General features: G+C 73.3%; 14 protein-coding genes. 11 read left to right on the top strand and 3 right to left on the bottom strand.

Going from position 1 to position 21,067, the window contains the following annotated elements; translation table 11 throughout:
* The first annotated feature begins 181 nt into the window (after window positions 1-181).
* From NZH93_RS09500 to NZH93_RS09470, 7 genes are read left to right on the top strand one after another with little or no spacing between them, the layout of a single operon-like run.
* A complete protein-coding gene (locus tag NZH93_RS09500; RefSeq protein ID WP_259622601.1) occupies window positions 182-6,649 on the top strand; it encodes a type I polyketide synthase in 6,468 nt (2,155 codons plus the stop codon).
* Window positions 6,646-10,503, top strand: coding sequence for a beta-ketoacyl synthase N-terminal-like domain-containing protein (locus tag NZH93_RS09495; RefSeq protein ID WP_259622600.1), 3,858 nt, complete (start codon window positions 6,646-6,648; stop codon window positions 10,501-10,503). The genes NZH93_RS09500 and NZH93_RS09495 overlap by 4 nt, the downstream gene beginning before the upstream one ends.
* Complete coding sequence (locus NZH93_RS09490) at window positions 10,496-10,786, top strand: acyl carrier protein (protein ID WP_259622599.1); 291 nt, start codon at window positions 10,496-10,498, stop codon at window positions 10,784-10,786. The genes NZH93_RS09495 and NZH93_RS09490 overlap by 8 nt, the downstream gene beginning before the upstream one ends.
* Window positions 10,779-11,555 (top strand): alpha/beta fold hydrolase, encoded by a 777-nt coding sequence (locus tag NZH93_RS09485; protein WP_259622598.1) that lies wholly within the window; start codon window positions 10,779-10,781, stop codon window positions 11,553-11,555. The genes NZH93_RS09490 and NZH93_RS09485 overlap by 8 nt, the downstream gene beginning before the upstream one ends.
* The gene (locus NZH93_RS09480) at window positions 11,552-12,712 is read left to right on the top strand and encodes a glycosyltransferase (protein WP_259622597.1); all 1,161 of its coding nucleotides are present in this window, start codon (window positions 11,552-11,554) and stop codon (window positions 12,710-12,712) included. The genes NZH93_RS09485 and NZH93_RS09480 overlap by 4 nt, the downstream gene beginning before the upstream one ends.
* Window positions 12,709-14,490 carry a class I SAM-dependent methyltransferase gene (locus tag NZH93_RS09475; protein WP_259622596.1) on the top strand — a complete coding sequence of 594 codons (1,782 nt, stop codon included), beginning with the start codon at window positions 12,709-12,711 and terminating at the stop codon, window positions 14,488-14,490. Before NZH93_RS09480 ends, NZH93_RS09475 begins: the two co-directional genes overlap by 4 nt.
* On the top strand, window positions 14,487-15,368 hold the full coding sequence (locus tag NZH93_RS09470) for a GHMP family kinase ATP-binding protein (protein WP_259622595.1): 882 nt from the start codon (window positions 14,487-14,489) through the stop codon (window positions 15,366-15,368). Before NZH93_RS09475 ends, NZH93_RS09470 begins: the two co-directional genes overlap by 4 nt.
* Window positions 15,369-15,395: 27 nt before the next feature.
* Here NZH93_RS09470 and NZH93_RS09465 read toward each other — a convergent pair whose 3' ends face one another.
* Both NZH93_RS09465 and NZH93_RS09460 read right to left on the bottom strand, forming a co-directional pair.
* Complete coding sequence (locus NZH93_RS09465; protein ID WP_259622594.1) at window positions 15,396-15,878, bottom strand: nuclear transport factor 2 family protein; 483 nt, start codon at window positions 15,876-15,878, stop codon at window positions 15,396-15,398.
* The gene (locus NZH93_RS09460) at window positions 15,875-16,888 is read right to left on the bottom strand and encodes an NADP-dependent oxidoreductase (protein ID WP_259622593.1); all 1,014 of its coding nucleotides are present in this window, start codon (window positions 16,886-16,888) and stop codon (window positions 15,875-15,877) included. Before NZH93_RS09460 ends, NZH93_RS09465 begins: the two co-directional genes overlap by 4 nt.
* 111 nt (window positions 16,889-16,999) lie before the next feature.
* Between NZH93_RS09460 and NZH93_RS09455 the strand changes: the two genes are divergently transcribed.
* The 3 genes from NZH93_RS09455 (at window position 17,000) to NZH93_RS09445 (ending at window position 19,561) form a co-directional block, all read left to right on the top strand.
* On the top strand, window positions 17,000-17,554 hold the full coding sequence (locus tag NZH93_RS09455) for a TetR/AcrR family transcriptional regulator (protein ID WP_259622592.1): 555 nt from the start codon (window positions 17,000-17,002) through the stop codon (window positions 17,552-17,554).
* A 28-nt stretch (window positions 17,555-17,582) separates the two neighbouring features.
* Window positions 17,583-18,446: a LysR family transcriptional regulator gene (locus NZH93_RS09450; RefSeq protein ID WP_259622591.1), complete on the top strand. Its 864-nt coding sequence runs from the start codon at window positions 17,583-17,585 to the stop codon at window positions 18,444-18,446.
* Window positions 18,447-18,553: 107 nt separating this feature from the next.
* Entirely contained in the window at window positions 18,554-19,561 is a 1,008-nt protein-coding gene (locus tag NZH93_RS09445) for an alpha/beta hydrolase (RefSeq protein ID WP_259622590.1), read from the top strand.
* A gap of 4 nt (window positions 19,562-19,565) precedes the next feature.
* On the opposite strand, the gene NZH93_RS09440 is transcribed toward NZH93_RS09445, so the two are convergent.
* Window positions 19,566-20,336, bottom strand: coding sequence for an SGNH/GDSL hydrolase family protein (locus tag NZH93_RS09440; RefSeq protein ID WP_276023149.1), 771 nt, complete (start codon window positions 20,334-20,336; stop codon window positions 19,566-19,568).
* Between the two features lie 152 nt (window positions 20,337-20,488).
* Here NZH93_RS09440 and NZH93_RS09435 point away from each other — a divergent pair, with 152 nt between their 5' ends.
* Complete coding sequence (locus tag NZH93_RS09435; protein ID WP_259622588.1) at window positions 20,489-21,064, top strand: PadR family transcriptional regulator; 576 nt, start codon at window positions 20,489-20,491, stop codon at window positions 21,062-21,064.
* Window positions 21,065-21,067: the final 3 nt, after the last annotated feature.

Below are 21,067 nucleotides of genomic sequence, written 5' to 3'. Positions count from 1 at the left end.
TGTGGACGGCGCCGGAATTTGTGCGTACGGTGACCGCTGAGTGACCGTACCGGGCGGTAGGAATGTTCTGACTCGGTGCGGTAACCCGGTTTCCCGCATGTGTCCTAAAGATGAACAAGCTCAACTGAAGAATGCTGATTTCCTTTCTCGTCCAACCCTGCATGGTTGAGGAGGAGACCCAGTGAACGCGCTGTCCGAACGTGACCTCGTGCTCGGTGCCAGTCCGTTCGCCGAGCCGAACGCCGCCCTGGTGATCGCCGTCGGGCGGGCCGGTGGGCTTGGAGTGCTCGACCTCGGTCGTGATGCGACCGTGGCGGCTGCCGAGTTGGACCTCGTGGTCCGGCGACTGCGGCGACCCTTCGGCGTGCGGCTGGTCGAGCCATGTCCGGTGCCGCTGCCCGACCTGGTCGACACCGTCGTCGTGGACCTGGAAACCTTTGCACCGCAACGGGATGACCTGGGTGACCGGCGGGTGCTGGCGGAGGTCACCTCGGTCGCCGAGGCGCGTGCCGCGGTCGAGTACGGCGTGGACGGTGTGATCGCCAAGGGCTGTGAGTCCGGCGGCCGGGTCGGTGGGTCGACCACGTTCGTCCTCCTGCAACAGGTGCTCGCGGAGATCGACTCGCCGGTGTGGGCGGCCGGTGGGATCGGGCCGGACACCGCCGCCGCGGCGGTCGCGGGAGGTGCCGCCGGAGTGGTGCTGGACGGTCAGTTCGCTCTCGTCGCCGAGGTCGCCGAACGGCTTTCCGGAGAACTCGCCAGTGCTCTCGAAGCGATGGACGGCAGTGAAACCGCCGTTGTCGCAGGTCGGCGTGTACTCGTGCGCAGAGGATTGGCCGACAAAACGGTCGAGATCGGTCAGGACGGCGCTTTCGCGGAATCGTTACGGCACTCGTACGCGACCGCGGGTGGTGTTGTGGTGGGTATTCGTGCCGCCATCCGAGGTAATCTCGCGCTGGCCGTCGAACACCCGTCGTTGCGCGAGAACGGGCCATTGTGCCTGCGGATTCCCGGCCTCCGGTACCCGGTCGCGCAAGGCCCGATGACCAGGGTGAGCGACCAGCCCGCGTTCGCCGAGGCGGTGGCCGCGGGCGGCGGTCTGCCGTTCCTCGCGCTCGCGCTGATGGACGGCGCGCAGACCGCGACCCTGCTCGACGAGACCGCGCTGCGGCTCGGCGACCGGCCGTGGGGAGTCGGGGTCCTCGGGTTCGCCGATCCCGAGGTGCGCGCGGCGCAGCTCGCCGCCGTGCACCGGGTGAAGCCGCGCTACGCGGTGGTCGCCGGTGGCACCCCGGCGCAGGCGCGGGAGCTGGAGGCGGCGGGGATCGAGGCGTTCCTGCACGTCCCGTCGCCCGCGCTGCTGAGCCGGTTCCTCGACGAGGGCGCCCGCAAGTTCGTGTTCGAGGGCTGGGAGTGCGGCGGCCACACCGGCCCCCGGTCGAGCTTCACGCTGTGGCAGCAGCAGATCGACGTGCTGCGGGCTCGCGGGCCGGTGCTCGGCGAGGTGAGCGTGCTGTTCGCGGGCGGCGTCCACGACGAGCGCTCGGCCGCGATGGTGTCCGCGCTCAGCGCGCCGCTGGCCGCGCGCGGGGCGGCGATCGGCGTGCTGATGGGCACGGCGTACCTGTTCACCGAGGAGGCCGTGCGGCACGGCGCGATCCTGCCGGTCTTCCAGCAGGTCGCCGTGGAGTGCGCGGAGACCGTGCTGCTGGAGACCTCGCCGGGGCACAGCACCCGCTGCGCCCGGACGTCCTACGTGGACGCCTTCGAACAGGAGCGCGAGCAGCTCGCCGAACTGCCCCGGCAGGAGAAGTGGCAACGCCTGGAGCGGCTGAACCTCGGCCGCCTGCGGATCGCCAGCCGCGGACTGGTGCGCACCGGGTCCGAGCTGGTCGACGTGGACGCCGACGAGCAGCGCCGGTCGGGCATGTTCATGATCGGCCAGGTCGCCACGCTGCGCGCGGAGCGCACCGACATCGCCACGCTGCACCGCCAGGTGACCTCCGGGGAGCTGCTGGCGGACCGCTGCGCCGACTTCGTCGAGCCCGGCGCGTCACCCGCCGAACCGCTGGACGTCGCGATCGTCGGGATGGCCACGATCCTGCCCGGTGCGCAGGACGTCGCCGAGTACTGGTCGGCCGTGCTGGCGGGCACCGACGCGATCACCGAGGTGCCGCCGGACCGCTGGGACCCCGACCGGCACGGAAGTCCCTACCGGCGAGGTGGGTTCCTGCCGCGCGTCGCGTTCGACCCGTTGGCCTACGGCATCCCGCCGACCTCGCTGACGTCCATCGAGCCCGCCCAGCTCCTCGCGCTGGAGGTGGCGGCGCAGGCGTTGGCCGACGCGGGCTACCGGACCCGCGTGTTCGACCGCGAGCGCACCTCGGTGATCTTCGGCGCCGAGGCGGGCGCCGACCTCGCTAACGCCTACACCGTGCGCTCCTCGCTGCCCGCGCTCTACGACGGCGCGCCGCCCGCCGAACTCGACGAGTACCTGCCGAGGCTGACCGAGGACTCCTTCCCCGGCGTGCTGGGCAACGTGATCGCCGGTCGCGTGGCCAACCGGCTAGACCTCGGCGGCGCCAACTACACGGTGGACGCCGCGTGCGCGTCCAGCCTCGCGGCGCTCGACGTGGCCTGCAAGGAACTCGTCGGCGGCACCAGCGACATGGTCCTGTGCGGCGCGGTCGACCTGCACAACAGCGCGCACGACTACCAGATGTTCGCCTCGGTGCACGCGCTCTCGGCCACCGGCCGGTGCGCCACGTTCGACTCGTCCGCCGACGGCATCGCGCTCGGCGAGGGTGTCGCGTGCGTCGTGCTCAAGCGGTTGGCCGACGCGGAACGCGACGGCGACCGGGTCTACGCGGTGATCAAGGGCATCGGCGCGTCCAGCGACGGCCGGTCGCTCGGCCTGACCGCGCCGCGCGCCGAGGGCCAACGCCGTGCCCTGCAACGGGCCTACCGGTCCGCCGGGGTGCCGGTGAAATCGGTCGGCCTGGTCGAGGCGCACGGCACCGGGACGGTCGTCGGCGACCGGACCGAACTCGCCGCCCTCACCGAGCTGTTCACCGAGGCCGGGGTCCCGGCGGGCGGCTGCACGATCGGCTCGGTGAAGTCGCAGATCGGGCACACCAAGTGCGCGGCCGGTCTGGCGGGCGTGATCAAGGCGGCGCGGGCCGTGCACACCGGGGTGCGCCCCGGCACGCTGCACGTCACCGAGCCCAACCGGTACTGGGACGCGGACACCAGCCCGTTCGCCTTCGGCACGCGCACCTGGGCCGTGCCGCCCGCCGAACGCACCGCCGGGGTCAGCGCGTTCGGCTTCGGCGGCACCAACTTCCACACCGTGCTGTCCGGTTACGACGGCGCGGACGAGCCCGCGCACGGCGTGCAGGTCTGGCCCGCCGAGCTGTTCGTGTTCCGCGGCGCGGACAGGGCCGCCGCGCAACGGGTGGCGGCCGAGGTGGCCAGGCTGGCCGTCGATCCGCGGACCCCGCTGCGCGACCTGGCCGCCGCGGCGGCCGCCGCCGCGCCGGGACAGCCGGTGCACGCGACGGCGGTCGTGGAGGACCGGGCCTCGCTCACGGCGGCGCTCGCCGACGTCCAGGCGTGGCGCGCCTCCGACGCGGTCCGCCTGCGCCCGGAGGTCGGACCGGCGCCGAAGGTCGCCTTCCTGCACCCCGGACAGGGCAGTCAACGGCCGGGCATGCTGCTCGACCTGTTCACCGCGTTCCCCCGGTTGCAGTCGGCGCTCCGGCTCTCCGGCGGGCGGTACGAGGACGTGATGTTCCCGCCCGTCGCGCTCACCCCCGCCGACGCCGAACGGCAGCGCGCGGCCGTCACGGACACCCGTGTCGCCCAGCCCGCGCTGGGCATCGCCGGCCTCGCGGTCACCGAACTGCTCGGCACGCTCGGCGTCCGGCCGGACCTGGCCGGTGGCCACAGCTACGGCGAACTGGTCGCGCTCGCGTCCGCCGGGGTGCTCGACCCGCAGCAGCTCCTCGACCTCAGCGCGGCGCGCGCCGAGGCGATCACCGACGCGGTGGGGGAGGAGCCCGGCACGATGGCCGCGGTGTCGGCCACCCTGGAGCAGGTCGAACCGCTGCTGCGCGCTCCGGTCGTGGTGGCCAACCACAACTCGAACCACCAGGTGGTGATCTCCGGGCCGACCGAGGCAGTGCACGAGGCGATGGCCGACCTGTCCGCCGCGGGCCTGTCCGTGCGCGCGATCCCGGTCGCCGCCGCGTTCCACAGCCCGCTGATGGCCGCCGCGCGGGAGCGGTTCGCGGACGTGCTGGCCGCGCAGGAGTTCGGCGCGCCGCGCATCCCCGTCTGGTCCAATGTGGACGCTCGGCCGCACGGGACCGGGACGGTCAAGGAGAGCCTGGCCGCGCAGCTCGCCGGGCGGGTCCGGTTCGTCGACCAGATCGAGTCCATGTACGCCGCGGGCGCCAGGGTCTTCGTCGAGGCGGGGCCCGGTGGGGTGCTCACCGGGTTCGTCCGGCAGATCCTCGGTGACCGGCCGTTCGTCGCCGTGCGGTGCGACGCCGCCGGTCAGCACGGCGTCCGCACCCTGCTGCACGCCCTGGCGGAGCTGGCCGTCGCCGGTGTGCCGATCGACCCCGCGCCGCTGTTCACCGGCCGGGCCAAGGCCGCGGTGGCGGTCCGGCCGAAGCCGACCTGGTTCGTCGATGGAGGACTCGTGCGGGACAGCAACGGCCACGCGCTGCCGGGCGGACTGCGACCGGCCGGTGAGGCGCCGCGGCTCTCCGCGGTGACCGGACCGGCGATCAGCCGCGACGCGATCGTCAAGGAGTTCCTGGACGGCATGCGCGAGGCGGTGTCCGCGCAGCGCGACGTGCTGCTGAGCTACCTCGACCCCGGTGGGTCCGTGCCCGCGCCGCCCGCACCGGTGACCGTCCGGCCGGAGATCGTCGCCGCCCCCGAGCCGGTGGTGGTCGACACCCCGGCCGAGGACCTGGACGTCGGCCTGGTCGTGCTGCGGACCATCAGCGCCCGCACCGGGTACCCGCCGGAGATGCTCGATCCGGGGCTGGACCTGGAAGCCGACCTGTCCATCGACTCGATCAAGCGCACCGAGATCATCGGCGAACTGGCGGCGACGCTCGGGATGACCGGCACCTCGGTCGACGAACTGGCGCGGATCAAGACGATCGAGGGCATCGTCGGCTGGTTCGGGGCCACTCCGGCAGTACCGGCGGAACCGTCCGGGCGGCCGGTGAGGCTGCTGCCGGAGGTCGTGCCCTGCGGGGAGGTCGGGCCGCTGGACGCCATCGCCGGTCGCACGGTGCTCGTCGTCGACGACAACGGCATCGGACTGGAGCTGGCCGACCTGGTCGAACGGCACGGCGGCACGCCGCGCACCGCGCCCGTGTTCCCCGACGACGTGTCCGGAGTGGACTTCGTGGTGCGGCTGGGCGCTCGGCTCCCCGAGGCCTACGAGGAGGTGAGGACCTGCCTTCTCGGCGGTATCGGCATCGTCGTGGTCACCGCGGCGGGCGGCACGTTCGGCTTCGGCGACGCCCCGGCCGAGCCGCCACCCGGCCTCGCGGGCGCCGACCCGCTGCCGCCGGACATCGGGCTGCACGGCCTGGTCCGGACCGCCGCGCTGGAGTACCCGGACCTCCTGGTCCGCGCGGTGGATGTCAACCCGAAGGAGAGCCACCGGGTCATCGCCACCGCGCTGCTGGCCGAACTGTCCACGAAGGACGGTCCGCCGGTGGTCGGGCACCTCGGCGGGCGGCGGCACGCCATCGAGCTGCGGCCGGTCGACCTGGCAGGCGAACCCGCCGTGCCCGGCCTGGACGCGGACGGCGTCGTGCTGCTCACCGGTGGAGCCAAGGGCATCACCGCGCTCACCGCCATCGCGCTCGCCGAGGCGACGGGCTGCCACATCGAGCTGATCGGCCGGACACCCGCGCCCTCCCGGTCGGAGGACTCGCTCACCGCGACCGCGCCGGACGAAGCCGGTGTGCGGCGCGCGTTGATCGAGAGCGGCGTGCGGGACCGCGACACCGTCGCCGCGCGCGCCCGGCAGGTGCTCGCCGAACGCGAGGTCCGTCAGACCCTGGAACGCCTGCGCTCCACCGCGTCCTCGGTGCGCTACCACGAGTGCGACGTGCAGGACGCCGACGCCGTCCGCGCGGTGCTGGCCGACGTCACCGCCCGCTTCGGCCGCGTCGACGGGGTCGTGCACGGCGCAGGCGTGCTCGACGACCGGCTGATCATCGACAAGGACGCGGAGTCGTTCGCACGGGTCTACGACACGAAGGTCTCCGGCGCCCAGGCGCTCGCCGCGAACCTGCCGGACGAGCTGTCGTTCCTGGTGCTGTTCGGCAGCGTCAGCGGCGTGCACGGCAACCGCGGCCAAGCGGACTACTCGGCGGCCAACGACGCGCTGGACCGGATGGCGCGGTTCTGGTCGACGCAGACCGCGGCCCGCGTGGTCAGCGTCGATTGGGGGCCGTGGGCGGGCGCGGGCATGGTGTCGCCCGAGCTGGCCCAGGAGTACGCGCGCCGCGGCGTGCCGCTGATCGACCCCGGCCAGGGCGTCGCTGCCCTGCTGCGGGAACTCGCGCTCGGCCGCCGGGAGGACGTCCAGGTGGTCTACCGATGCGAGGGGTGAGCACCGACATCGCGATCGTCGGGCTCGGCGCGCTGTTCCCCGGCGCTCCCGACGCGCGGGCGTTCTGGCGCAACATCGTCGGCTCGGTCGACGCGCTGACGACCATCCCGCCCACCCGGTGGGACCCGGCGACGTACTACCGGCCGGACGCGGTGTCGAGCGACCGGTTCTACTGCCGCCGCGGCGGTTTCCTCGACGAGCTGGCGACGTTCGACCCGGCCGGGTTCGGCATCATGCCGTCCACGGTGGGTGGCGCGGAGCCGGACCAGCTCCTCGCGCTGAGCACCGCGGCGGAGGCGATAGCGGACGCGGGCGGCGAGTCCGCGCTGCCGGACCGGGCCAGGATCGGCGTGGTGGTCGGGCGCGGCGGGTACCTCACGCCCGGCTGCGCCCGCCTCGACCAGCGCGTGCAGCTCGCCGACCAGGTGACGTCGGTCGTCCGGGACCTGTTCCCCGGCCTGCCCGAGTCGTCGCTGCGCGGCGTTCGGGAGGCGGTCCGCGACCGGCTCGGTCCGGACCAGCCGGAGGCGTCCATCGGACTGGTGCCGAACCTGGCGGCGTCCCGGATCGCGAACCGGTTCGACCTGCGCGGCCCGGCGTACACGGTGGACGCCGCGTGCGCGTCCGGTCTGGTGGCCGTCGAGCAGGCGGTGCGCGAGCTGGCCTCCGGGCGCTGCGACGCGATGATCGCGGGCGCCGTGCACGTCTGCCACCACCCGACGTTGTGGAGCGTCTTCACGCAGTTGCGCGCGTTGAGCCCGACCGAGCGGATCCGGCCGTTCGACCGGTCCGCCGACGGCACCCTGCTGTCCGAGGGCGTCGGCATGGTCGTGCTGAAGCGCTTGGAGGACGCCCTGACCGCGGGTGACCGCGTCTACGCGGTGATCCGCGGGGTCGGGACGGCCAGCGACGGCCGGGCCACCAGCCTGATGACGCCGAACCCGGACGGACAGCTCCTGGCCGTGCGCCGGGCGTGGGACGAGACCGGGCTCGACCCCCGTGCCGACGGCGCCGTCGGGTTGATCGAGGCCCACGGCACCGCCACCCCCGCCGGGGACGCGGCCGAGCTGGCCACGATGATCGGCGCGTTCGGACCGGGCGGCAGCCCGATCGGCCTCGGCACGGTGAAGTCGATGATCGGCCACGCCATGCCCGCGGCCGGGATGGCGGGCCTGATCAAGGCCGCGCTGTCGGTGTACCACGCGACCCTGCCGCCGACGCTCGGCATCGACGAGCCGCACCCCGCGCTGGACGGCACCCGGTTCGAACCGCTGCGGGCGACCCGCGAGTGGGACTCGCCGGGCCCGCGCCGCGCGGTGGTCAACGCCTTCGGCTTCGGCGGCATCAACGCGCACGTCGTGATCGAGGAACCGAGGCGCGCCAAGACGTTCCGGACCTCGCCGCGGACGTCGGTGCTGATGTTCGCCGCGGACACCGTGCGGGACCTCGAACGCGACCTGGAGCAAGGCCGCAACTCGACCGCCGACCGCGGCTGCCGACTGGCCGTCTGGAACCCGGACGCCCGCAAGCTCGACCTCGCCAGGAAGGTCGTCGCACGGGGCCGCGCGTGGACCGGGCGGCACGACATCTGGTTCGCCCCCAAGCCGGTGATCTCCGCGCCGGACCAGGTCGCGTTCCTGTTCCCCGGCTTCGAGCAGCGCGGCACCGGTGAACGGGCGGGGGCCGACTCGGTGGTGGACCACGCGCTCGCGCTGCTGCGGTCCGGCCGCCGCGCCGCCCGCGAGCTGACCGCGCTCGGCATCGTGCCGGGTGCGCTCGCCGGGCACAGCATGGGGGAGTGGACCGCGATGGTCGTCGCGGGGATCTACCCGACGATCGACGAGTTCGTGGACGCGCTCCGGCCGGGCACGATCGCGGTGGCCGACGTCGGCTACGCGGCGTTGGGCTGCTCGGCGGAGGTCGCCCAGGCCGCGCTGGACGACAGCGGCACGACCGAGGTCACCGTCAGCCACGACAACTGCCCGCACCAGTCGGTCATCTGCGGTCCGGCCGACCAACTCGCCACCGCGGTCGAGCACCTCGGCGCCCGCGGGGTCCTGGCCCAGGTCATGCCGTTCCGCACCGGGTTCCACTCCCCGGCGCTGGCACCGCACCTCGCGGCCGCCCGCGCCATCGTCGACGCGCTGCCCGTGCACGCGCCGAGCGTGCCGGTGTGGTCGGCGACGTCGCTGGCCCCGATGCCCGCCGACGCCGCGGCGATCCGCGACCTGGTGCTGCGGCACCTGGTGGAGCCCGTCCGCTTCCGGCCGCTGGTCGACCGGATGCACGACGCGGGGTTCCGCGCGTTCGTTCAAATTGGACCCGGCACGCTGACCGGCTTCGTCGAGGACACGCTCGGCGACCGTGAACACCTGGCGGTCACCGCGGACTCCGCGGAGCGCGCGGCGGCCGCGCTGTGGGCGTTCGGCTTGAAGCAGGGGACCACCCGCACCGGGGTGCGGCTGCCGCTCGGCGTGCCCGCCATCCGGCTGGACGCGCTGTCCGACCGGCTCCCGGCCCCGGCGATCGACCCGGCGTCGCCGGTGGCCGCGTCGGTCACCGCACTCCTGGCGCACACCAACGACGTGGCCCGGCAGGTCGCCGACGCGCTGGTCCCGACTCGTCCCCGCGAGGTCGAGTTCCGCCGCGAGTTCTCGCTGCGCACCATGCCGGAACTCGTGGACCACTCGGTGTTCCCGCAGGCCGAGGACTGGCCGGACCTGTCGGACGGGTTCCCGATCGTGCCCGCCACCGGACTGCTGGAGGTGTTCGCCGACGCCGCGCTGCGCGTGGCCGACGGCACCGTGACCGGGTTCGAGGCGGTGCGGGCGAAGCGCTGGCTGTGCGTCCTGCCCGCCACCGACGCCGTGATCACCGCGCGGGTCGTGGACCCGACCCGCGTGCACGTCCGGGTCGGCGACTTCGCCGAGGGCGTGGTCCGGGTGGGCCGCTACGCCGATCCCGAGGAGCTGGTGACCACTCCGCTGGAGGGCGTGCGTCCCGCGCCGGTCAGCGCGGAGCAGCTCTACCGGGACGGCTGGATGTTCCACGGGCCCCGGTTCGCCGGTGTCGCGGAGATCGAGTCGTTGGCGGACAACGGGATCACCGGCACGCTGACGCCGCTGCCCGCGCCGGGAGCGCTGCTGGACAGCGCGGGCCAGCTCATCGGCCACTGGATGCAGGTCTGCCGCGACGTCGACCAGACCGTGCTGCCGACGGGCATCGGGGCCGTCGAGTTCCACGGGCCCCCACCGACCGGCCCGGTCCGGTGCACCGCGTGGATCCGCGAGGTCACCGCGACCGAGATGCGGGCGGACGCCGAGCTGTGGTCCGACGGCGCCCTGTGGTGCCGGATCACCGGCTGGACCACGCGGCGCTTCACCACCGACGACCGCATCTGGCAGGTCAAGCTCCGTCCGGGAACGGAAGCGCTGGCACGGCCGGAGGACGGCGGTTGGGTCACCGTCGTGGAGAACTGGCAGGACAGCGCGACCCGCGACCTGATCATGCGCCGGTACCTGTGCGCGACCGAACGCGACCACTACGGGCGGCTGGACGTCCGCGCCCAGCGCCGGTGGCTGCTGCGGGTCATCGCGGTGAAGGACGCGGCCCGCGACTGGCTGTGGCACCGGGGTGTCGGCTCGATCCACCCCGCCGAGCTGACCGTCACCGCCGACGACCGGGTGCGCGGGGCCTTCGCGGTCCCGCCCGTCGTGGTGGCGGACGCCGTGGACCCGAACCGGCCGTCGAGCGCGGGCCGCGCGGCGGCGATCGTCGGGGACGGCTCCCTGGAGATCACCGAGTCCGGCGTGGTGACGTGGACGCCGAACCGAGGAGGAGGACGAGATGGCTGACGCCGTGCTGGACGAGCTGGTGAGGTTGATCGAGGAGGTCGTGGGCCCGGACGTCCTGCTGGGGATCGAGGTCGACCGCGACACCACGTTCAGCGACGACCTCGGTCTGGAGAGCATCGAGTTCGTGGCGCTGGCCGACCGGCTCCGCCGCCACTACGGCGACCGGGTGGACCTGGTCGGGTTCCTGGCGGACATGGACATCGACGAGATCATGGCGATGTCCGTCGGCAGGCTCGTCGACCACATCGAGGCGAGCGTCGGGCTGGCCACCGGCCGTGGCTGACGTCCTGGCGCGCGGGACGCGCTTCCACGTGCAGCGGCTGGGCCCGACGACCGGTCCGACCGTGGTGTTCGTGCACGGCCTGGTGATGGACAACCTGTCCAGCTTCTACTACACGCTGGCGGCGCCGCTCGCCGCGCGGGACATCGGCACGATCCTGTTCGACCTGCGCGGCCACGGGATGTCGGCCCGCCCGGACTCCGGCTACACCCCGCTGGACGGCGCGCGCGACCTCGTCGCCATCCTCGACGAGCTGGGTGTCCACGAGCCGGTCCACCTGCTGGGCAACAGCTACGGCGGGGTCGTCGCGATGCGCGCCGCCCTGCTCGCGCCGGACCGGGTGGCGGGCGTCGTGCTGGTGGAGGCGGCCTGCGGCGGCGCGGCGGGCGAGCTGTGGTTCGAGGACATGGTGAACACGCTCAGCGTCGCCGCGCTCGGCCTGGAGTTCGACAGGACCCAGGAGCAGTTGACCGCGCTGGGGCAGCGCAAGATCTCCCGGCTCGCGGGCAACGCGGGCGCGTTGCTCAACGGCACGACGCTGATCGACGACGTCGGCTCGGGACCGCCACTGTCCGAAGAGGACCTGCGCGCGGTCGCCTGCCCGGTGCTCGGGGTGTTCGGCGCGGAGTCCGAGCTGATCGGCGCCGCCGCGGAACTCGCCGCGCACCTCCCGGACTGCACGCTGCACATCATCCCCGGACTCGGCCACACGGTCCTCCGCGAAGCCACCGACGACCTGCTGGCCACCGTGCTCGCCTGGTTGCGCGGATGAGCCGCTACCTGTTCGTCGTGCCGCCGCTGGTCGGTCACATCAACCCGACCGTCGCGGTCGGCGGCGAGCTGGCGGACCGGGGGCACGAGGTCGCCTGGGTCGGGCACCCCGCGACGCTGCGGACGCTGCTGCCCCAGGGAGCGTGTGTCCTGCCCGCGCTGGACGACGAGCTGGAGCAGCGGATCCAGGACGCCCGACAGCACTGGCTGGGGCTGCGCGGGATGGCGGTGGTGAAGTTCTTCTGGCAGGACTTCATGATCCCGCTCGCCCGCGCCATGGTGCCCGGTGTCGAGGCGGCGGTCCGCGAGTTCGCTCCGGACGTCCTGGTGGCCGACCAGCAGGCGCTGGCCGGGCCGCTGGTCGCCCACCGCACCGCGACGCCGTGGGTCACCTCGGCCAGCACACCCGCCGAGCTGTTCCGCCCGCTCAAGTCCCTGCCCAAGGTGGAGGCGTGGGTCGACGCCCAGATCGAGGACCTGGTGCACGAGGTCGTCGGGCGGTCCACTCCGGACATCCGCTTCTCCGAGCGCCTGGTGCTGGTGTTCACCTCCTCCGCGTTGGTGGGCAACGGGTTCCCCGACCACTACGTGTTCACCGGCCCCGCGCTGAGCCACCGGCCGAACCGCACCGACTTCCCGTGGCACTGGCTCGCGGACGGGCAGCGGCGGGTGCTGGTGTCGCTCGGCACCCTCAACGGCGCCGCGGGGGAGCGGTTCTTCGGCGAGGTCGCCGACGCCGTCGCGGACCTGCGCGGCGTGCAGGTGGTGGTTGTCGGACCGCCGGGCTCATTGACCCGAGCACCGGACCACGTGCTGCTCGCGGAACGGGTGCCGCAACTGGAGCTGATGCCGCACCTGGACGCGGTGGTGTCGCACGGCGGCCACAACACGGTGTGCGAGGCGCTGGCGCACGGCCTGCCGCTGGTGGTCGCGCCGATCCGCGACGACCAGCCGATGATCGCCGACCAGGTGGTGTCGGCGGGAGCCGGGATCCGGCTGACCTACGGCAGGGTGCGCGCGGCGGAGATCCGCGGCGCGCTGGAGGAAGTGCTGGACCGGCCCGGCTACGCCGAGGCGGCCCGTCGGGTGCAGCAGTCGTTCCAGGCCGCGGGCGGTGCGTCGACCGCGGCCGATCATCTGGAGGCGGTGGTGGCGTGATCCCGTTGGCCCTCACGGTGTTGGTGGTGTTGTTCGTCGTGCTGGACGCGCTGCGGCTGCGCTCGCGGGCGGCGAGCCTCACCGTGCTCGCACGAGGTGGCGCGTCGAGCGAGCACGTGGAGTTCACGGCGGTCGGCGTCGACCTCCCCGCCGACGTCGGGCACGCCGACGACCTCGCGCTGGTCGACCTGGTCCCGCCCGACCTGCCGGTGGTGGCCGCGCTGGACCTGCTCGGCGCGGTGGACCCGAAGACCTACCGCGCCGACCGGTGGACGCGGGGGATCAGCGCGTCCCAGGCGATGCGCTGTCGTGCCGACGCGGTCGACGGCACGCCGGACGTCGGCGACCCGACGGAGTTCGTGGCGTTCGCCCGCCGGGTCAAGGACCACGAGGGCGCCGCCGTCGACCTGGCCGTCGCGCCGGGCCTGGTGGCGGGCCCGTACGACCTGACGACGCGGGCCGCTCGCCTGCGGCAACTGGGCAAGAGGCCCGCGCTGTGGGTGGCCGGGTCGGTGATCGGCTACCTGGCGGTCGTGGGCGCCGTGCTCCTGACGCCGTGGGGACTGGTGGCGGCCGTTGCCTACTGCGCCCACCCGGTCCTGGTCTTCGCCGGAACACCGTTGCGCCCCAGGGACCTGCTGGTTGCCGCGCTGCTCCGGCCGGTGCGCACGCCCTACCTGTGGGCGCGCACGCTGGGCAGCCGTTGGCGTTCCACGCAGGAGCGGGAGCGCGACGAGTACGTGCGGTCCGCCGCCCCGGCCTACGAGGCGGAGATCGCGCTCGGGGTGGAGCGGTTCCTCGAACCCCGCCGCGACACCTGCCCGTCCTGCGGCTCGGCCTCGCACGTGGGGTGGGTGCGCAGCACGGACCTGGTGCAGCTCAAGCCCGGCGAGTTCACCATGGACCGCTGCGTCGACTGCGGCCACGTCTGGCAGAACCCGCGCCTCACCGAGGAGGGCCTGGACTTCTACTACCGCGACTTCTACGACGGGTCCGGGGCGAACGCGGCCGAGGCGGTGTTCTCCGGCAAGGCCGAGCCGTACCACGACCGGGCCCGCATGGTGCGGCCGTTCACCACGCCGGAGCGGTGGCTGGACGTCGGGTCCGGGCACGCCCACTTCTGCCGCGGTGCCAAGGAGATCCTGCCGGAGACCAGCTTCGACGGCCTGGACCAGGGCGCGGCGATCGAGGACGCCGCCCGGCTCGGCTGGATCGACACCGCGTACCGGGGCAGCTTCAAGGACTTCGCGGGTGAGCTGCGCGACCGGTACGACGTGATCAGCATGCACCACTACCTGGAGCACACCCGCGACCCGTGGGACGAGCTGGACCTCGCGGCGGACCTCCTGCCGGACGGCGGTTACCTGCTGATCGAGCTGCCCGATCCGGAGTGGCGACTGGGCAGGCTGTTCGGCCGGTACTGGATGCCGTGGTTCCAGCCGCAGCACCAGCACATGATGCCGATCGCCAACCTGAAGGCGGCGCTGGCCGAGCGCGGCCTGACCCCCGTCGCCGAGGAACGCGGGAAAGCCCACTCGAACAACGACTTCGTCGTGTCGAGCTTCCTGTTCCTCGCCCTGCTCGCACCCCGGTCACCTTCGCCGTGGCGACCCCGGAAGGTCCCGTTCGCCGCCGTGCGCGGCGCCGTGGTGTGGACGGCGGGCATCCCGTTGCTGATCGTCGCCGGGCTGCTGGACCGGGTCGTCAACCGGACCCTGTCCCGTCGCGGCGACCGGGGCAACGCCTACCGCGTCCTGGCCCGCAAGGAACAGCCGTGACCGACATCGCCGACCGCCCGGAGGTGGCGCCGGAACTCAGGCTGGTCCCGCACGCCTTCCGGCAGGTGTTCGGCCGCCCGGCCGGGGGTGTCTGGTACGCGCCGGGGACGGTGACCCTGATGGCCGGGCACCCCCGCTCGCTCGCTGTCTGCGCCCGCTGGGGCGCGATCGTGGCGGGGGAGCGGCGGGACGACGGCGTGCTGGAACTCGCGTCGATCAACCGCCCGGCCGAGCGGGCCTCGCTGTGGGAGGGCACGGTGCCGCCGTGGGCCGAGCCGATCGCCGCGGTGGCCGAGAAGATCGGCGTGCGCGGTGGTGCCACCCTGCTGTGCAGCGTGGACCTGCCGCGCGGCTCCGGGTTGGCCGCGGCGACCGCGCTGGCGTGCGCGACCGCGTTGGCGCTGCGGGACCTGCACCGGCCGGATCTGTCCATTGAGGACCTGATCGCCGTGGTGGCCGATTCGGAGCCCGTGTTCCGCGGCGAGGCGGGACGGGCGCTCGGCCACGACGGCGACCTGGTGCCGTTCGACCTGGCGGAGTCGGGACGGCGGCTGCTGGTGGTCGACACCCGCATCCGCCGCGGTCCTCCGCTTCCGCTGGTGCGCGCCACGGTCCTGGACGACGACCTCGGCCGCGCGCTGACGGGGTACCACCGGGCCCAGCACCGCGACCCGGAACAGGACGCGGTGGTCGAGGCGGCGCTGGCCGCGGGAGCCCACGGCGCCTGCGCGCTGGTGGACGAACCAGGCCGCCCCGTCGTGGTGCTGGCGGACGCGAGCGCGGTGCGCCCGATCCGGGCCGCGATCACCGCCGCGTGCTCGCTCGCGCCGCGGTACCTGACCGTGCTGCCCACCGGAGGTGCCTACCGGGTGGACTGAGCGGGTGTGGCAGCCGCCGTCGGCGCGCTACCAGGCGTTGTCGGTGCCGAGGAACAGGTCGGCGATCCGCCACTCACCCTCGGAGCGCTCGAGCCGGAAGGTGTAGAAGCCGGTCGCGATCACGTTCGCGCGCCCGCCCGCGTTCGACGTGAGCAGGAGGTAGGCCTGCGCCAGCGCCGTTGTGGCGTCCGCGCTGCGGATGACCACGTTGACCAGGTTGTGCCGTCGTTGGTCGGTCTCCGCGTCGATCGCCTCCCGCACGAACTCGAGGATCGCCGCGCGTCCGGCGACGGGCCCGAGGTCGTTTCGGCCCGCGATCGTGAACGCCCACGTGGCGTCCTCGGTCAGGACCGATCCCAGTGCCGTCAGGTCCCGCTGGTCGAGGGCGAAGGCGTAGCGGACCAGCACCTGGTGGACGGCGAACTGCTCGGCGGGGGCGAGGGCGACCGCCCCTGGGACGATCGCGGCGAGGTGAGCGCTTCCCCAGCCGGGGGCGGCCGTCACGCTCATGCGACGGTCAGCACGATCTTGCCCCGCAGGTGTCCCTTGGCGGCCCGCTCGTGGGCCGCCTGGGCGTCCTTGAGCGCGAAGGTGCTGTCGATCGCCACGTCGATCGTGCCGTCGGCGAGCAGCCCGGCGAGTTCGGCGAGCTGTGCGCCGCTCGCGCGGACCTGGGTCGCGGTGACCGTGACGCCGAGCCGCGCGTTCTCCTCGTCGTCGAACTCGCCGAAGTACACCGGGTAGAGGGCCCCGCCGCGCTTGAGGGTGCGCAGGAAACGCCTGCTGTGGGGACCGCCGACGTTGTCCAGGACGAGGTCGACGTCGCGGACGGTGTCCTCTGGCCGGTCCTTGGTGTAGTCGATGAACTCGTCGGCACCGAGTTCGCGCAGGAACGCCTCGTGGGCGCCGGAGGCCACGGCGATGACGCGGGCGCCCTTCCACTTGGCCAACTGGAGGGCGAGGTGCCCCACACCGCCCGCCGCGCCGTTGACGAGGACCGTCTTCCCGCTGTCGAGGGCCATCGGGCTGTGCCGGGCCTGCTGGAACGGCGACGGGTGGTCGTGCCCGAGGTCGATCAGGAACTGCCACGCGGTCAGCCCCGACATGGCCAGGCCCGCGGCTCGCGCGTGGTCGACGGTGGCGGGCTTGTGGGCGAGGTCGGACGCGGGGGAGGTGACGTACTCGGCGTAGGCGTCGCTTTGCAGGGCGGAGGGGAAGCGCAGCAGGCCGAACACCTCGTCGCCGACCGCGAAGCCGTCCACGTCGGCGGCGACGGCCGCCACGACGCCCGACACGTCGGTTCCGGGGATCAGGGGCAGGCTCATCGGGGGCTTCAGCTCGGCGGGCACGCCGGGCATGCCCTCCCGCGCGTACCAGTCGGGCGGGTTCAGGCCGACCGCGTGCACCCGGATGAGCACCTCGCCCGGCCCCGCGACGGGAACCGGCACCTCTTCGTGCCGCAGCACCTCGGGGCCGCCGTACTCGTGCAGCCGGATCGCCTTCATGGTCTCAGTCGGCACAGCGTTCTCCTGCGTCTCTCACGGGGTAAGCTAAGTGAACCAGGGATCCGTTTTTCCGGACCACTGATCCGAATATATGGGTCAGTGATCCGGTTAGTCAAGGGGAGACACATGAGGGCGGACGCCCAGGCCAATCGCGACCGCCTGCTCGCCGTGGCGGGCGTCGTCCTCCTCGAGCAGGGCGTCGACGCGTCGATGCGTGACATCGCCCGCAGGGCCGAGGTCGGGTTGGCGACGCTGCTGCGGCACTTCCCGACGCGGGAGGCGCTGCTGGAGGCCCTGCTCCGCACGGCCTTCGACGAGCTGACGGCGCGGGCGGTCGAGGCCGAGAACACCAGCTCACCGCGGGACGCGCTGGTGGGGTGGATGCGCGAGTTCGTCGTGTTCACCACGGGCAGCCACGGGGTCGTGACGTCGATGGTGAAGGCGATCGAGGAGCCCGAGTCCGCCCTCCACGCCTCCTGCGTCGCCATGCGCGCGGCCGGGGCCCGGCTGCTCACCCGCGCCCAGGCCGCGGACGTGGCGCGGACCGACGTCGACGGCGCGGACCTCTTCGCGCTGGTCTCGGCGTTCGCCTGGCTCGGCGACCAGCCGGGGCAGGGAGAGCGCGCCACGCGGCTCTTCGACGTGGTGCTGGGCGCGGTCCTGACGGATCGGGCGCTCTGACGCGCCGCCGCCCGGCTTACGCTGTGGCGTGGACACGTTGGAGATCCGTGAGCTGCGCTACTTCATCGCCGTCGCCGACGAGTTGCACTTCGGCCGGGCCGCCGAGCGCCTGGGCATCGCCCAGCCCCCGTTGTCACGGGCCATCCAGCAGTTGGAGCGCCGCCTCGGCGTCGCACTGCTGGAGCGCGATCGCCGCGGCGTCTCGCTGACCGGTGCCGGGGAGGTCCTGCTCCAGGAGGGACGCGCGGCTCTCGACGCGACCGCCGCCGCCGTCCGCCGCACCCGCCGCGCCGGGGGAGCCGACGGTCGAGGTGGTACCCGCGACCGCCTGGTGCTGGCGGTGAAGGCAGGCGCTTTCCACGAACTGCTCAACAAGCTCCTCGACGCCTACTCGAACGAGCCCGGCGCGGCCGAGGTCGAGATCCTGCCGAGCGGCACGTGCGAGCAGGAGGAGATGCTGCGCGACGGTCGTGCCGACGTGGCGCTCATGCACACGCCGTTCAACTCCCTCACCGGGTTCGACAGCGTCGAGCTGATGACGGAGGCGCAGGTGGCGATCCTGCCCGTGAGGCACCCCTTGGCCGCGCGGAAGACGTTGTCCATGGCCGACATCGCCGACGTCCCCGGCCTTCCGCTCGCCCGCTGGTCCAGCAACGGCACCTTCCCGCCCGGCCCCGGCCCCGAGGTCCACGACCAGACGCAGCTCGCCCAGTTGATCGCCCTGGGCCGCACCATGACGGTCTTCCCCGAGTCGGCCCGCACGTGGCTGTGGGACGAGCACGCCGCCGTTCCCCTGGTCGACGCGCCGGAGGTGACCACCCACATCGCCTGGCCCGCGCACAGCCGCTCCCGCGTCCTGGCCGGGCTGGTCGAGACGGCCTCGCGGCTGTGATACCCCACCGGTATCACAGCGGGGTGAAACGGTCTTGGACGAGATCGTCCGCCCCGACGCATCCTCGGCGTGTCAGCCGTCAAGGCGCACGCTGAAGGAGAAGAACAGTGAAGGAACTCCGTTTCCGCCGGTGGAAGGCCGCCGTCGCGATCGGTGCCGCCGTGATCGGGGCGATCACCACCGCGCCGAGCGCCGCGTCCGCCGTCGAGCGGCAGCACGGTGACCTCGACGTCCGGGTCGAGGTCGGGGTCGACGGCGTGGGGTCGGTCGACCTGCACGCCGAGCGGTACGCGCCGACCGGACGGGTGCGCGGGGTGCAGGTCCTGGTGCCCGGAACCACCTACGACCACCACTACTTCGACCTCGGCGGGGGTGTCGTCTCGCAGGCGCGCCAGGCCGCTCGGGACGGGTGGCTGGTGATCGCGCTCGACCGGGTCGGCACCGGCGGGTCGTCGAAGCCCCCGGCCGCGTCCGTCACGACCGCGGTGCAGGTGGCTTCACTCGACCACTTCGTCGACGAGGTCGACAGGCTGTACCGGGGGCTGCCGATCGTCCTGGTCGGCCACTCGTACGGCAGCGTGGTCGCCGAGGGCGTGGCCGCCGTGTCGGACAAGGTCGACGCGCTGGTGGTCACAGGGTTCCTGTACCGCCGGACCGCGCCGTCGTTCGAGGGGTTCCCCGAACTCACGCCCGCGGCCACCGATCCCGTTCTGGGTGGCAAGGGGTTGCCTGCGGACTACCTGACCACGGCGCCGAACTCCCGGGAGTTCTTCTACCACCTGCCGAACGCGAACCCGGCGACGGTGGCCGCCGACGAGCGGACGAAGTCGACCACGACCGCGGCCGAGGTGCCGGGCTTCGCGCAGGAGTTCACGGGCCAGGCCTTCGCGAAGGCGGTCCGCGTGCCGGTCCTCGTGGTCGTCGGGGAGCGCGAATACCTCTACCAGGGCAACGACCCGGCGGCCTTCGAACCCGACCAGAGGAGCGCGTTCGCCGCCGCCCCCAGCGTCCGGGCGGAAGTGGTCCCGAACGCCGGGCACGACCTCGCGCTGCACCGCGACGCGCCGTTCACCACGGCGCTCATCGACCGGTGGGCGTCCTCGGCGGTCGCGTGAGCGCTCAGCTCCGCGGTGCCTCGACGCGGTGCAGCAGGGGGTGTTTGGCGGTGCGCTGGTCGCCGGAGGACTGACCGCGCAGGCGCCTGCCCAGCCAGGGGCGGAGGAACGTGGCCGCCCACCGCAGTTCTGCGGTGGCACGCCAGTGCCGGGACGGCGATGCGTCCAGCGGCGGTGGGGATTGGGTCCAGGAGTCGTCGCTGCCCGGCACCTGGAGGGCGTGCGCGACCGCGGCGGCGATCAGTTCGTGGCCCGGAGGGCTGCAATGCAGCCGGTCCTCGCTCCAGAAGCGGCGGTCGGCGACGGCGGGGTGCCGGGCGATCTCCGCGACCGCGACCCCGTGCCGGGAGGCCGCGGCGCGGATCCCGTCGTTGATGGCGAGGATGCGGGAGCGGACCGGTCGGGCGAGCGGGATGACCCTGGTGAGGTCGGGGAAGGTCACGGTCGCCACGCGGGCGCCGGAGTCGGTGAGCGCGGCGAACATCGCTTCCAGGTGACCGACCACCGCGGAGGTCTCGACCCGGAGGCGGAGCAGGTCGTTGACCCCGGCGACGACGGTGGCCACGTCGGGGCGCAGCGCGAGGGCGGGCCCCAGTTGCTCGGACCGGACCTCGCCCGCGCGACGGCCGCGGACGGCGAGGTTGGCGTACTGGAGGTCGGGGTTGTCGACGGCGAGGTGCTCGGCGAGCCGGTCGGCCCAGCCCCGGAGGCCCACGACGTCGTCGCCGTCACCGACGCCTTCCGTCTGGCTGTCGCCAAGGGCGACGTAGCGCAGGTACTTCCCGCTCCGGACGGGTGCCGGGGCCTCGTGCTCGGTGCGGAACTGCTCGGTGCCTGGCACGCCGTCTCCCTACTCAGAATGATGAGTAATCATAAGCATGGTTACGATGGGGCTGTCCACCATGCCGACGGCGAGGAGACGCACCGATGAGCCTGCGCCACGCCGTGCTCGCGGCACTGCTGTCCGGCGAGTACAGCGGCTACCAGTTGACCAAGGCGTTCGACGTGGGCGTCGCCAACTTCTGGTACGCCCAACCGCAGCAGCTCTACCTGGAGCTGTCCAAGCTGGAGAACGACGGGTTGATCAGCGGCCGGGAGGTGGTCCAGCAAACCCGCCCCACCAAGAGGCTGTTCTCGGTCACCGACGCGGGCCTCGCCGAACTGGAGCGCTTCGCCGCGGCCACGAGCAAGCCGTCGTTCATCCGCGACGACCTGCTGGTCAAGGTCCAAGCCGTCGACCACGTCGAGGTGGCACCGGTGATCGAGCAACTGGACCAACGGGCTGCCGCCGCCGCGGCGAAGGTGGAGATCCTCGACAAGCTCCTCCGGCGTTTCCGCGGCGACCTCGACGAGGAGACCTTCCTGCGCGACGGCACCCCGATCGGCCCCTACCTGACCTGCTTGCGCGGCAAGCGGTTCGAGCAGGAGCACCACGACTGGTGCGTGCGGGCCGCCGCGCTGCTCCGCGACCGGGCGGCTCGACCTCTTCCAGCACCCCGGTAGGGG

This window comes from Umezawaea endophytica (assembly GCF_025061645.1).
GTDB classification, from domain to species: Bacteria; Actinomycetota; Actinomycetes; order Mycobacteriales; family Pseudonocardiaceae; genus Umezawaea; species Umezawaea endophytica.
This window is presented reverse-complemented; position numbering and strand designations above follow the sequence as displayed.